General features: G+C 68.5%; 11 protein-coding genes. 2 read left to right on the top strand and 9 right to left on the bottom strand.

The genetic code is table 11. The features are described 5' to 3' along the window. Window positions 1-4 precede the first annotated feature (4 nt). The 3 genes from UCD39_RS21610 to manD all read right to left on the bottom strand — a co-directional run bounded on the left by UCD39_RS21610 (window position 5) and on the right by manD (window position 4,069). The gene (locus tag UCD39_RS21610; RefSeq protein WP_330498499.1) at window positions 5-343 is read right to left on the bottom strand and encodes a malectin domain-containing carbohydrate-binding protein; all 339 of its coding nucleotides are present in this window, start codon (window positions 341-343) and stop codon (window positions 5-7) included. Window positions 344-757: 414 nt separating this feature from the next. Further along, complete coding sequence (locus UCD39_RS21605) at window positions 758-2,716, bottom strand: glycoside hydrolase family 2 protein (protein ID WP_330497821.1); 1,959 nt, start codon at window positions 2,714-2,716, stop codon at window positions 758-760. A gap of 141 nt (window positions 2,717-2,857) precedes the next feature. After that, on the bottom strand, window positions 2,858-4,069 hold the full coding sequence (manD, locus tag UCD39_RS21600) for a D-mannonate dehydratase ManD (protein WP_330497820.1): 1,212 nt from the start codon (window positions 4,067-4,069) through the stop codon (window positions 2,858-2,860). A 149-nt stretch (window positions 4,070-4,218) separates the two neighbouring features. On the opposite strand from manD, the gene UCD39_RS21595 reads away from it, so the two are divergent. Further along, window positions 4,219-4,980, top strand: a complete 762-nt coding sequence (locus UCD39_RS21595; protein WP_330497819.1) for a FadR/GntR family transcriptional regulator — start codon at window positions 4,219-4,221, stop codon at window positions 4,978-4,980. 9 nt (window positions 4,981-4,989) lie between these two features. Here the strand turns inward: UCD39_RS21595 and UCD39_RS21590 are convergent, their stop codons facing one another. From UCD39_RS21590 to UCD39_RS21580, 3 genes are all read right to left on the bottom strand, one after another. Next, complete coding sequence (locus UCD39_RS21590) at window positions 4,990-5,880, bottom strand: LysR family transcriptional regulator (protein ID WP_330497818.1); 891 nt, start codon at window positions 5,878-5,880, stop codon at window positions 4,990-4,992. Between the two features lie 95 nt (window positions 5,881-5,975). Next, window positions 5,976-8,066, bottom strand: coding sequence for a 2Fe-2S iron-sulfur cluster-binding protein (locus tag UCD39_RS21585; RefSeq protein ID WP_330497817.1), 2,091 nt, complete (start codon window positions 8,064-8,066; stop codon window positions 5,976-5,978). Window positions 8,067-8,138: 72 nt separating this feature from the next. After that, window positions 8,139-8,756: a glutathione S-transferase family protein gene (locus UCD39_RS21580; protein ID WP_330497816.1), complete on the bottom strand. Its 618-nt coding sequence runs from the start codon at window positions 8,754-8,756 to the stop codon at window positions 8,139-8,141. 259 nt (window positions 8,757-9,015) lie between these two features. Between UCD39_RS21580 and UCD39_RS21575 the strand changes: the two genes are divergently transcribed. Continuing rightward, window positions 9,016-9,723 (top strand): alpha/beta fold hydrolase, encoded by a 708-nt coding sequence (locus UCD39_RS21575; RefSeq protein WP_330497815.1) that lies wholly within the window; start codon window positions 9,016-9,018, stop codon window positions 9,721-9,723. Between the two features lie 188 nt (window positions 9,724-9,911). Here UCD39_RS21575 and dinB read toward each other — a convergent pair whose 3' ends face one another. The 3 genes from dinB to UCD39_RS21560 all read right to left on the bottom strand — a co-directional run bounded on the left by dinB (window position 9,912) and on the right by UCD39_RS21560 (window position 12,519). Next, on the bottom strand, window positions 9,912-10,985 hold the full coding sequence (gene dinB / locus UCD39_RS21570) for a DNA polymerase IV (RefSeq protein WP_330497814.1): 1,074 nt from the start codon (window positions 10,983-10,985) through the stop codon (window positions 9,912-9,914). 109 nt (window positions 10,986-11,094) lie between these two features. Next, the gene (locus UCD39_RS21565; protein ID WP_145736851.1) at window positions 11,095-11,442 is read right to left on the bottom strand and encodes a hypothetical protein; all 348 of its coding nucleotides are present in this window, start codon (window positions 11,440-11,442) and stop codon (window positions 11,095-11,097) included. Between the two features lie 186 nt (window positions 11,443-11,628). After that, the gene (locus UCD39_RS21560) at window positions 11,629-12,519 is read right to left on the bottom strand and encodes a mechanosensitive ion channel family protein (protein ID WP_330497813.1); all 891 of its coding nucleotides are present in this window, start codon (window positions 12,517-12,519) and stop codon (window positions 11,629-11,631) included. Window positions 12,520-12,588: the final 69 nt, after the last annotated feature.

The following is a 12,588-nucleotide window of genomic DNA, read 5'->3' as shown; positions in this document are numbered from 1 at the left end:
CCACTCACCGCGCCGGTACCACGTCGATGGCGGACACCAGCGCCGGGCCGCTGACGGGGCGGAAGTCCAGGGCCAAGCCCTCATCGCCCCTCACCTCGACCGTCACGGCTCGGTCCAGCGCCGCCAGGGGGCCACCAGCCTCCGCCGCCACATCCAGACGCTGCAGCACGACATGGCCGTTGGCGGCCACGTCGAACGCGCGCCCGCCCGCCGCCAGCATCGGCTCGGCAAAGCGCAGCGTGACCTGATAGCGCCCGGCCGGCACCGGGACGCGGTAACCGAACGCGCCCGCCCGGTAGGTTTCATACAATTTTGGATCGGGCGTGCCGGTAACGGGGGGAATGGTCTTGTCCGGCCTTCCCTGCTCCGGCGCCGGGTTGCGGTCGTGCGGCTCCCCCCGGTGGCGAAGGCGTCGGAGCCATAGCGCGTGCCGGCGGCACTGGTCAGGCCGGCTGACGCACCGGCCCGGATATGGATTTCGTCCGGCTTGCCGGCGAAGCGCCAGGTGATGCTGTCGCTCACCGGCTGGCCCTTGATCTCGGCCGTGGCGGTCAAGACGTTGTCACCGGCGTCCAGGTGAACGGCCGGCCAGCGGCAAACGTGGTCGGGGCAGGCCGCCAATCCAAGGTCGCGACCGTTCAAGCTGAGGCGCGCGAACGCCGCGTTGCTGTAGGCCTCGACGTCGGTCACGGGATAGACGCGGTCGACATAACGGCGGCCGTTCAGGTGCAGCACCGGCTGGTCGCTCCAATCCGCCTTATAGAAGAAGAACACGTCCTTCTTGACGGTACGGTCGTAGGAGACCAGGCCCTTGTCGTTGGTGTCGATCATATCGCCCTCCGTCCGGCTGTCGCTGGCGAAGTCGAACATGGTCCAGATGAAGGTGCCCCAGAGGTAGGGGCGCGCCTTCAGCTGCGCCCACCAGAATCTCATGCAAGCGGCTTTCCAGTTCCTCGGGATGGAAATGGCCTTTGGGATAGACGACGCCCCCTTGGCTGGCACCGGCCTGCACCTGGTCGGTGTGCTGCGACAGGGCGCCGCCGGCGCCGTACTCGCTGACGGCCAGCGGCAGACGGGGGTGCAGGGCGTGCAGCCGGTCCAGCACCGGGCCCAGATCCTCCGCCTTGTCGTAGTACCAGCCCTGGTAGCGGTTGTAGCCCAGCAGGTCGGTGATCTCCGCCACCCCGTCCACACCCGGCTTGGGCTGGTCGGGCCAGGGCTCGCAACAGTCGGCCATGGTGGTGGGGCGGGTGTGGTCCAGCTCATACGCCGCCTGGTTCAGGCGCGTCAGCAGCGGCCGGGCGTTGCTGACGCCATGGCCGGCGGCGGCCATGAGGTTCACCTCGTTGCCGATGGACCAGGTGACGACGCTGGGGTGGTTGTAGTTCTGCTTGATCAGCTCACGCAGCTGGCTCTCGGCGTTGGCGGCGAACCCGGGCGACGTCACGCCCTTGTCCCCCTCCGGCGTTTCCGGCGCGGTGCGGTTCACCAGCGGGATTTCCGCCCAGACGACCACGCCATCCTTGTCCGCCAGGTCGTAAATGGCCTGGTCGTGCTGGTAGTGGGCCAGCCGCAGGGTGTTGATGCCCAGGTCCAGCATGATGTCCATGTCCTGCGCCTGGTCGGCCGGGCTGATGGCCCAGCCCTTGCCCGGCCGGTCCTGATGGCGCGAAACGCCGTGCAGCGCCACATGCTTGCCGTTCAGGAAAAAGCCCTGGTCCGGGTCGAAGCGGAAGCTGCGGATGCCCAGGGGCTGGGTCACCTGGTCCAACAGCTGGCCCTGCGCCGTCTCCACCCGCGTCACCACCTGATACAGGTAGGGGTCGCTGCGACCGTCCCACAGATGCGGGTTGGGCACGGTCAGGGTCTGCTGCGGTTCCGCCACCGCGCCGGGCGCCACGGTCAGCGGTTGGCTGTCGCTGGCCACGGTGGCCCCGACGGCATCGACGATGGCGGTCTTCACCACCACCGGCTGCGTCTTGGCGCCGTCGTTCGTCACCCGGCTGTCCACCTCGATGCCGGCGGCCCCGTCGAGGGACGCGGTGTGGGCGTAGACCCCCGGCCCGCCGGAATCCATCATGTCGATGTGCACGGGGTCGGTGGCGATCAAAGACACCGCGCGATAGAGGCCGCCGAACAGGAAGAAGTCACCCGACATGGGAATGACCTCCGCCGTGGGCGACCCTGCCGCCGACGGGCTGGAATTATCCGTGCGGACGGCCAGGACGTTGGGCTTGCCCATCTTCAGCGCCGCCGTGGCGTCGAAGCGGAAGCGGCCGAAGGCGCCCTGGTGGACGCCCAGCTTCACGCCGTTCAGCCAGACCTCGGCATTGATGCTGGCGCCGTCGAACTGCAGCCAGACCTTGCGGCCGGCGTAACTGGCCGGCGGGGTGAAGCGCAGGCGGTACCAGCCCGCCCCCCGGGTGGCGTTGTAGTCGGCCGTGCGCTGCGCGGTCCCCCCGAGATGGTTCCAGGTATGGGGCAGCGAAACGCTGGCCCAGCCCCTGTCGTTGAAGGCGGGCGCCTCAGGGCCCCCCTGCTTTCCCGGGGCGACGTCACCCTGGTGAAACCGCCACCCGGCGCCCAGCGGCAAGTCGGCCCGGTCCCCCGCCCAGGCCCCGCTTGCCGACCCGCTCACCACCCCCACGGCGATGGCGGCGGCCGCCGGGATACGGCGAAGGCGCGTGGCGTTCAGGCGGTGGATACGAGACGACATGGGTGCTTCCTCAGGCATCTTAACAATGGGCGCCGGTGCCGGCCAAGTGGTCATACCAGATGACCTCGCCCCGCGCCCCGCCCGCCGATATGCCGCTAAAAGGATAGGACGCCGGGGGGCGAAGGAAAGGGCGCCAGGACCTTACCAGCTGTGCAGGGTGCCGTCCTCCAGCCGGTTCACCGGCAGGAAAGCGCGGCTGTAGGGGTATTTCGCGGCCAGTGCCTCATCCAAGTCGACGCCCAGGCCCGGGGTGTCACCCGGGTGCAGGGAGCCGTCCTGGAAGGTGTAGGCGTGGGGGAAGACGGCATCCGTCTCCACCGTGTGGCGCATGTATTCCTGGATGCCGAAGTTGGGGATGGACAGGCCGACATGCAGGGCCGCCGCCATGGTCACCGGCGACAAGTCGGTGGCGCCGTGGCAGCCGGTGCGGATCTGGTACAGGTCGGCGAGGTTGGCGATGCGGCGCAGGTGGGTAATGCCACCGGCATGCACCACCGTGGCGCGGATATAGTCGATCAACTGGTTCTGGATCAGATCCTTGGCGTCCCAGATGCTGTTGAACACCTCCCCCACCGCCAGGGGCGTGGTCGTGTGCTGGCGGATGAGGCGGAAAGCCTCCTGGTTTTCCGCTGGCGTCGGGTCCTCCATCCAGAACAAGCGATAGGGTTCCAGGCTCTTGCCCAGGCGCGCCGCCTCGATGGGCGTCAGGCGGTGATGCACGTCATGCAGCAAATGCACGTCCTCACCCAGCGCCAGGCGCGCCGCCTCGAACAATTGCGGCACGGCGCGCAGGTACTTGGCGGTGGACCAAACGTTCTCGGTCGGCAGCGACCCGTCCGCCGGCTCATAGAACATCTTGTCCTTCGACACGCCGTAGGTGGACGGCAGGCCGGGCACCCCGGATTGCAGGCGGATGGCCTTGTAGCCCATGGCCCGGTATTTCAGCGCCTCCTCCACCGTCTCCTCGACGGTCTGCCCGTTGGCGTGGCCATAGACCATGACGCCGGTGCGGCAGGCGCCGCCCAGCAACTGGTACAGGGGCATGTTGGCCGCCTTGGCCTTGATGTCCCACAGCGCCATGTCCACTGCGGCGATGGCGGACATGGTCACGGGGCCGCGGCGCCAGTAGGCCCCCTTGTAGAGATACTGCCAGATGTCCTCGATCTGGTGGGCATCCCGGCCGATCAGGCAGGGGATGACATGGTCGGTCAGATAGCTGGCCACCGCCAGTTCCCGCCCGTTCAAGGTGGCGTCACCCAGGCCATAGAGACCGTCCGCCGTCTCGATGCGCAGCGTCACGAAATTCCGGCCTGGGCAGGTGACCACCACCCGGGCGTCCTTGATCTTCAACATCGGGGCAACCTTCACCGATAAATTGGCCTTACCAATTATGTCTTTCATAGGAAAAGAGGCCTGTCAATGTGGCGAAATTGGACTGGCGCCGGGGTCGCCCACTGCCCTATCCTGGCATCCGCCGTCCTACATCTGGTCAGAGCCCCCCCATGCTGCCCCTTCCCGCCAACGGCCCGCGGCTGTACCGCCAGGTCGCCGATGCCATCGCCGCCGATATCCGCCAGGGCGTCCACGCCCCCGGCCAGCGCCTGCCCTCGGAACGCGACCTGGCGGAAACCTTCGATGTCAGCCGCCCCACGGTGCGCGAGGCCATGATCGCCCTGGAAATCCTGGGCCTGGTGGAGGCGCGGCACGGCTCCGGCATCTATGTCACGGAACAGGCGCTGGCCAGCGAGGCGGCGGCGGAACTGGATATCGGCGCCTTCGAACTGACCGAGGCGCGGCGCCTGGTGGAGGGCGAGGTGGCCGCCCTGGCGGCCGCCACCATCACGGACCAGGAGCTGACGGAACTTGCCGCCCTGGTGGCCGAGATTGGGGAGGAGAACGCGCGCAACGCGGTGGGGGAACAGGCCGACCGCCGCTTCCACCTGGCCATCGCCCGCGCCACCCGCAACACCGCGCTGGTCGGGGTGGTCGAGCAGCTGTGGGACATGCGCTACCAGTCGCCGCTGTGCATGGCCATGCTGGAACGCGCCCGCACGGTCGGCGACCAGCCCAGGGTGGAGGAGCACCAGCGCATCCTGCACAGCCTGGCCGCCCGCGACGGCCAGGCCGCCCGCGCCGCGATGCGCGACCATCTGGGCCGGGTCATCGAAGGGCTGCTGGCGGCGACCGAGATGGAGGCGGTGCAGCGCGCCCGCGCCGAGGTGGCGGCCAAGCGCGATGAACTGCGGCGGCGCGGCGGCCTTTGAGGCGTTGGATCAGTTCAACAGGCGATTGCCGCGCAGGCGGTCCACCGCCAAGTCGATGAAGGCGCGGACCTTGGCCGGCGCGTGCCGCCCCTCGGGATGCAGCACATGGATGGGCAGCGGCGGCTCCTCATGCTCCTCCAGCACGATGCGGAGCCGGCCTTCCCGTAGCGCCGGCCCCACCTGATAGTGCAGCACCCGCGTCAGGCCCCAGCCCGCGGCGGCGGCGGCGATCACCGCCTCGTTGGTGTTGCAGGACAGGGCGGGATGCAGGACGACGCGCTGGTCCCCGGCGAAGCGCCATTCGGGCGACGCCCAGGCGCTGGTGGAGGCGGCGATGCGGTGGTCCTTCAGGTCGGCCGGCGTCAGGGGCACGCCGTGCTTCTCGAAGTAAGCGGGCGCCCCGCAGATCACGCGGCGGATCGACCCCACCCGGATGGCGGTGAAGCCGGAATCCGGCAATCGGCCGATGCGGACGGCCACGTCTATGCCCTCCTCCACGATGTTGACGGGGCGATCGACGAAGAAGGTCCGCGCCGTCATGGCGGGATAGGCATCCAGGTATTCCGTCACGATGGGCAGCACGTACATCTGCCCGAACAGCAGGGAGGCCGTGACGGTCAGTGATCCGGAGGGCGTGGCGTAGGACCCGGCGGCGGCGGCCTCCGCCTCCACGATGTCCGCCAGGATGCGCCGGCAATCGTCCAGATAGCGGCCACCCGCCTCCGTCAGCTTGACCGACCGCGTGGTGCGGACGAACAGCCGGGTGCCGATGGCTTCCTCCAGCGCCGCCACGGTACGGGTCACCGCCGGGGCGCTGAGATGCAGGGTGCGCGCGGCGGCGGCGAAGCTCTCCAACTCCGCCACCCTCACGAAGATGCGCATGGCCTGCCAGCGATCCATAGCCCTCGTCCCCCACCCATCAACTGAACCAAAGCCAGCTCCATTAGAGACATCCGGCATCGGCAGGAAAAGCCCTGTGATTCTCCAAGTGCGTGTCAGAGCGCCAGCTCAAGCGGGCCGGCGCCGTCGGCCGGCGCGGCCGGAACGGAACAGCAGATCAGCGCTTCACCCGCCGCCACCGGCGCCGTGGGCTCCGTCACATAACTCACGGCCCCCGACAGCACCTTGGTCCGGCAACTGCCGCAGGTTCCAGAGCGGCAGCTGAACGCGGGGCTGAGGCCGCGCGCCTCCGCCAGCTCCAGCAGGGTTCCCGACCCCGGTGTCCAACGGGCCTCCTTCACCGACTGGGTGAAGACCACCGGCACCGGCGCGGTCGCCGGCGGCGCGCGCGGCGGAACGGGGGCGGTGACCGGCGCCGTCCTCACCAGGGCGGACGGGCCGAACGCCTCGGCATGGATGCGCGCGTCGGCGACGTTGAGGCCGCGCAGGCCGTCATACAGCGCCTGCATGAAGGGACCGGGGCCGCACAGGTAGAAGTCATAGTCATTAAAGGGCAGGAAGCGGCCCAGCAGGGCCATGTCGATGCGGCCGTCGGCGTCATAGTCCACGCCCTCCTCCGCGTCGCCCGTGTCGCTCAGCACACGAACGACGCGCACCGCCCCCTGGGCCGCCGCCACCAGTTCCGCCAGTTCGGCGTCGAAGGGCCGGTCGGCCTTGGACCGGGCGGCCTGGAACAGGATCGTCGGCCGGATGCCCCGCGTCCGCAGGCCCTCGTAAACCACATGGCGCAGCATGGCCAACATCGGCGTGACGCCCACGCCGCCGGCCAGCAGCACGGCGGGCCGCTTCTGCCGGGCGTCGATGGTGAAGGCCCCGGCGGGGGACCGCGCCTCGATGATGTCACCCACATGGACATGGTCATGCAGGTGGCTGGAAACCAGGCCGTCGCGCTTCACGCTGATGCGATAGACGGCATCGGACGGCGCCACCGACAAGGTGTAGGTGCGGATCGCCGGCTTGTCCGCCCCCGGCAGGCTCAGCCGGATGGGCAGGTGCTGCCCCGCCACATGCGGGATCAGGCCGGCGCCATCGTCCGGCATCAGGTAAAAGGACCGGATGCTGGCGCTTTCCTCCACGATGCGGGTCACCTTGAACGGGCGCCAGCGCGTGGCCAGGTCCGCCGCGCGCAAGCGGTCAGCGGCCTGGACCCAGTCGCCGGTCATCAGCGAATTGGGCGACCAGCCATCCTCCTGGAAATCCCAGCGCAGCGGGAAAGCGCCGGGCCGCCGCACCACCCGCCGGGCGCGGAAGGTCCACAGACGCTCCGCCCCCTGGAAGGCCGCGACCTCGGGGCTGTCCAGGATGATCTGGGCGTCGCCGGTCAATTGCAGCATGTCGCCGGTTTCAAAGTCGATGAACACCAGCCCGGCCTTGCCGTTCTCCAGGATGTTGCCCAGCGTGGCGAAGAACAAATTGCCGGCGAAGTCCGGAATGGTCAGCGTGCCATCCTCGGCCACACGGACGAAGCCCGCCTTGCCGCCACGATGGGAGACGTCGACCTGGCGGCGGTCCTCCCGCTCGGCGTAAGAGGCGACGAAGAAGGTATCCGCCGCCGCGATCATGCGCCGCGCCTCCGCATCCAGCTCCGCGCTTTCCAGCACGGGGCCCGTGAACAAATCGGCGGGGTCGCGCACGAAACGGACGTCGCGCAGTTGGATGTATTGCGGGCAGTTGCCGAAGCTCTGGTCGACCTGGAAATGGAAAGGGCCGGGACCGGAGCGCAGGATGCCGTTCACCCGGTTGCGGCGCCGGGTGTGCAGCTCGATGCCCAGCAGGCCGATGGCCTCCCCGTCCCGCATACCCCCGGCCGCCGGGTCAGTTGGGTCGGGCCGCGCGTCGATCTCCAGCGTCCGGGGCGTCGGCGCGGCGATGAAGCCGGGCCGACCGGCCAGCAGGGTGGCCCAGGCGTCGCCGCGAGGGTCGACACTGCCCGCCACGATGAAGGGAATCTGGGCGTAGAAGGCGCGGTGCTGGTCGGGCATGTGGTCACGGATCACCCGCTGCCCCACCGCCGCCATCCTCTCCGCCACGCCGACCCGTTTCTGGATCGCGCGCTCGCCGGCATGCCAGACCGCCAGCTTGGTCAACGCCCCGTCAGATGCCCTGTCAGTCGCCGTGTCAGCCATGGCCGCCTCCCCTTCATCCCAAGCCGGTGCGCCAAACAACGCACCGGCGCCATATCTGTCAGTTGGCTCCCATCACTTCACCGCCGACAGCCCCACCGCCGACTCGGCGAAGGGAACGAAGCCCGGCAGCGCCTCGATGCGGCGCAGAAAGGCGGTGACGCGGGGATAGGGCGACAGGTCGACATTGCCCTCCGGCGCGCGGGCCACGTAGCTGTACAGCGCCACGTCGGCGATGGTGGGATGGTCGGCCGCCAGCCAATCACGGGTGGCCAGCCAGGCCTCCAGCGTCCTCAGCAGGACGTGCGCCCGGCCTATGACCTCCTCCGCATTGTGCTTGGAGCCGAAGAGGGTGACCAGGCGGGCCGCCGCCGGGCCGTAAGCCACCTCTCCCGCCGCGACCGACAGCCAGCGCTGGACGGCGGCGGCCCCTTGGGCATCCTCCGGCAGCCAATCGGTACGGCCCAACTTGCGGGCGAGATAGACCAGGATGGCGTTGGAATCGGAGATGACGGTGCCTTCGTCCTCCAGCACCGGCACTTGGCCGAAGGGATTGAGCGCCAGGAATTCCGGCTTCTTGTGCGCACCCGACATCAGGTCGACCTCGACCAGGTCGTGCGGTTGTCCGAGCAGCGACAGGAACAGGCGCGCCCGGTGCGCATGACCCGACAGGGGATGATGGTGGAGCTTCATGATCTGGTTCCCGACTTCGCGCCCGGGTCCATTCCCGGGCCGTCGACCAGAGAGTCGTTCAATCGGCATTTGAGGGGAATTGCCACAGTCGACACTTCATTAGTGTCAGCAGCGTAATAATCCGGCACGGAGCCTGCGCCCGCGAAATTGGGAAACGAAAACACCAACGCCTTGAGGATTCGACAATACCGGGATCGCTCCCCTGCCTAGAGATGGGGTGACCGCACCACGCGGTGCCCCTGATCCGGAGTTGACGCCCATGGAAATCCCCCCCTCCTCCACCGCCCCCACCGTCGTACTGGTGCATGGCGCCTGGGCCGACGGCTCAAGCTGGCAGCCTGTCATCCGCCTGCTGCTGAAGGCTGGCCTGCCCGTCGTGGCCGTCCAGAACCCCACCACCTCCCTCGCCGACGACGTGGCCGCGACGCGGCGGGTGCTGAACACCATTCCCGGCCCCGTCGTACTGGTTGGGCACAGCTGGGGCGGCACGGTGATCACCGAAGCCGGCAACGACCCGAAGGTGAAGGCGCTGGTCTATGTCGCCGCCTTCGCCCCGGGGGTGGGCCAGAGCACCGGCGACCTGGTCGGCGCGCATGCCGCCCCGCCGGCCCTGGGCAAGATCATTGATGACGGCACCGGCTTCCTGACCTTGAGCGTCGACGGCTGGGTGCAGGACGTGGGCCAGGACCTGCCGGAGGAGGAGGCGCGGCTGCTGGCCGTGCTACAGCCGCCGCTGGCGGCCCGCACCTTCACCGACACCATCACCCAGGCCGCCTGGTCCAGCCGCCCCACCTGGTACATCGTCTCCAGCGAGGACCGTATCGTCAGCGTCGAGCTGCAGCGCACGCTGGCCGTGCGGATGAAGGCGAAAACCACGGAGCTGAAGGCCAGCCACTTGTCCCTGCTGTCGATGCCGGAGGCGGTGGCCAAGGTCATCGGCGACGCGGTCGCCGCCTTGGCCGGTTAATACCAAGGAGCGATGATTCCCATTCATCGCTCCTTGGTAACGGTGGCGACTGCCGCCGCGCGCCGTAAGGCGCGGAAGCCAAGCCGCCGGATGGCGGCGCCGGCGACTGAGGGCGATGAGCCTGGCCATAGGTCAGGATCATCGCTACTTGGTATAAACCCCAGCCCGGCGCAGGTGGGGCGCGGGGATCAGAACCCGAACTCCAACTGCGCAGGGGGTCCCGCCGCCTCGAAACTGGACACCGTGACGCCCAGCAGGCGCACGCCGGTGGGCAGGGGATAGACGGTGCGCACCAGGTCGACACTGATGGTGCGCAACGTCTCCTGCGACACCACGGGGGCGGCCAGGGTGCGGCTGCGGGTGGCCTGGCGGAAGTCGCCGTACTTGATCTTCACCGTGACGGTGCGGCCGAAGGCCTGGGCCTTCTCGCACCAGGCCCACACCTCATCCGCCATGGACAGCACGCCTTGCTCCACGGCCGCCGGCTCCGTCAAATCCTCCAGGAAGGTGGTTTCCGAACCGGAGGATTTGCGCGGGCGGTCGGACACCACGGGACGGTGGTCCTCGCCATGGGCGATGGCGTGATACCAGGGGCCGGATTTGCCGAAGTGGGTTTGCAGAAAGCTGACGGTCTGCCGCCGCAGGTCGGCACCGGTGTGGATGCCCAGGCTGTTCATCTTTTCCGCCGTCACCGGGCCCACGCCGTGGAACCTGCCCACCGGCAGGGTCTCGACAAACGCCTCGCCATATCCCGGCGGCACGACGAACTGACCGTTGGGCTTGCGGTGGTCGGAGGCCAGCTTGGCCAGGAACTTGTTGTAGGAGACGCCGGCGGAGGCGTTCAGTCCCGTCTCGGCCTTGATGCGGGCGCGGATTTCCGTGGCGGTGGCCGTCGCCGTGGGCAGGCCCCGGCGGTTCTCGGTCACGTCCAGATAGGCCTCGTCCAGCGACAGCGGCTCGATCAGGTCGGTGTAATCGGCGAAAATCTCGCGGATCTGGCGGGAGATGGCGCGGTACACCTCGAACCGGGGCGGCACGAAGATCAGGGGTGGGCATTTGCGCAGGGCGGTGGTGGAGGGCATCGCGCTGCGCACGCCATACTCCCGCGCCTCATAGCTGGCCGCCGCGACCACGCCACGCTTGGCGCCATAGCCCACGGCCACGGGACGCCCGCGCAGCTGCGGATTGTCGCGCTGCTCCACGGACGCGTAGAAGGCGTCCATGTCGACGTGGATGATCTTGCGGATGCCGGGGCTGGTCATAGCCCCGGTATCTTAGCAGAATCATCATGAACAGAGAGAGAACATCATCACAGATGCCTCTCTTCCCACCGGCTCATGTCACCGGCGGGCCCTTTCACCGCTGGACGGTTCAGGAAACCGGGCGCACCAGTTCCAGCTGGTCGCCGACGCGGCGCAGGTGCAGTTCCAGGGCCTGCTGGCCGGCCCCCCGGGGCACGGAAACCACCGCTTCCTGCTCGGGCGCCAGGGTGGAGACGAAGCGGACCGTGCTGGCCGGGTCCTGGGTGCCGGCGGTGACCACCACCTGATAACCGGCCTTGGTCGGATGGTAGTAGAGGTTGACGTCAACGGCGTCGAACTTGGCCTTCAGGGCCGTGTCGGCGGTCAGGGTCTCAGACCGGGCCACGGTCGCCAGGCCCACGGCACCGGCGACGACGGCGGAAAACAGGATGGAATGGGCGGCGATGGAGCGCGACATGATGAACCTCTATTGGATAGGGCGGGCAGCATTTGCTGCAACTGCGAACACCAATATGGCACCTGCGAGATAATAGACAACGGTGTCAGTCGCTCACCCGCCATGCGGCCCGAGAAGGCCATGGGTGACTTGCGTCATTGCCGGCGCGACGCCGGGGCCGTACAGCCTTGGGCCCCTGAGACGGCCTCAGGCCACGGGCGCCCCGCTCTGGGGCGTTTCGCTCTGGAACGCCTCGCCCTGGGGCGTCGCCGCTGGCAGTTCGATCGCATGGATGGCGCGGATCAGATCGCTCTTCACGGCGGGCACAATGTCCTCGGTGGTGGAGAAGCCCACGACCACGTCCAAGGCCCGCGCATCACCGGAACGGTCGAACAGCACGGTGGGGCCGGGCAGGATGCGGGGATCGGCGGCCACGATGCGGCCCACCGCCTCAGCAACCCCTTCCAGATCGCTGGTCTCCGGAATGCGGAAGCGCAGCTCGCCGGCATGGGCCGGGGTTGGGTGGACGCTCATGTTGCGCAGCGCCTGCCCCCAGACGCTGTTGTTGGGAATGATGATCTGGATTTGGTCGTCGGAGATCAGCTCGGTCCAGAACAGCGACAGGTCGCGAACCGTGCCGGTGGCACCGCCCACCTGCACCTTGTCGCCGATCTTGAAGGGCCGGAAGATCAGCAGCATGACGCCGGCCGCCAGGCTGGACAAGGTGCCCTGTAGGGCCAAGCCGATGGCCAGGCCGGCGGCGCCGATGACGGCGACCAGGCTGGCGGTCTGGATGCCGAACTGGGCCAGCACCGCCAGCACGGTCAGGGTCAGCACGGCGTAGCGCGCCAAGCTGGCGAAGAAGCCCCGCAGCATGGCGTCGAATTGCGGGGTGCGGGCCAGGACGGTGGAGACGATGCGGCTGGCCTTGCCGGACAGCCACAGCCCGATGAGCAGGATCAGGATGGCGGCCAGCAGGTTGACGCCATTGGTCACGACCCAGGGGATCAGGGCATTAAGGCTGACCAGGAGGGCCTGGGTCTTCTGGTCCACGGAGTCCAGCACGGGAAGGTCCAGGACGGGCAAAGTCAAATGCATGCGAGGGAAGCTCCGGTTAGCCACGGGGATAAACGCCAGCGGCACGAGATAGTGACTCGTGCCGCTGTA

It is taken from the genome of Nitrospirillum karajorum (genome assembly GCF_036348415.1).
Taxonomy (GTDB): Bacteria; Pseudomonadota; Alphaproteobacteria; order Azospirillales; family Azospirillaceae; genus Nitrospirillum; species Nitrospirillum amazonense_B.
Note: the sequence above shows the minus strand (reverse complement) of the source record. Positions and strands in the feature narration are given on the sequence as shown.

Bases quoted from the DNA above. Each gene is read 5' to 3' on its own strand.
- UCD39_RS21560 (WP_330497813.1), bottom strand. From the start codon at position 12,519: ATGCATTTGACTTTGCCCGTCCTGGACCTTCCCGTGCTGGACTCCGTG.
- UCD39_RS21590 (WP_330497818.1), bottom strand. From the start codon at position 5,880: ATGGATCGCTGGCAGGCCATGCGCATCTTCGTGAGGGTGGCGGAGTTG.
- UCD39_RS21565 (WP_145736851.1), bottom strand. From the start codon at position 11,442: ATGTCGCGCTCCATCGCCGCCCATTCCATCCTGTTTTCCGCCGTCGTC.
- UCD39_RS21575 (WP_330497815.1), top strand. From the start codon at position 9,016: ATGGAAATCCCCCCCTCCTCCACCGCCCCCACCGTCGTACTGGTGCAT.
- UCD39_RS21580 (WP_330497816.1), bottom strand. From the start codon at position 8,756: ATGAAGCTCCACCATCATCCCCTGTCGGGTCATGCGCACCGGGCGCGC.
- UCD39_RS21585 (WP_330497817.1), bottom strand. From the start codon at position 8,066: ATGGCTGACACGGCGACTGACAGGGCATCTGACGGGGCGTTGACCAAG.
- manD (WP_330497820.1), bottom strand. From the start codon at position 4,069: ATGTTGAAGATCAAGGACGCCCGGGTGGTGGTCACCTGCCCAGGCCGG.
- dinB (WP_330497814.1), bottom strand. From the start codon at position 10,985: ATGACCAGCCCCGGCATCCGCAAGATCATCCACGTCGACATGGACGCC.
- UCD39_RS21595 (WP_330497819.1), top strand. From the start codon at position 4,219: ATGCTGCCCCTTCCCGCCAACGGCCCGCGGCTGTACCGCCAGGTCGCC.
- UCD39_RS21605 (WP_330497821.1), bottom strand. From the start codon at position 2,716: ATGTCGTCTCGTATCCACCGCCTGAACGCCACGCGCCTTCGCCGTATC.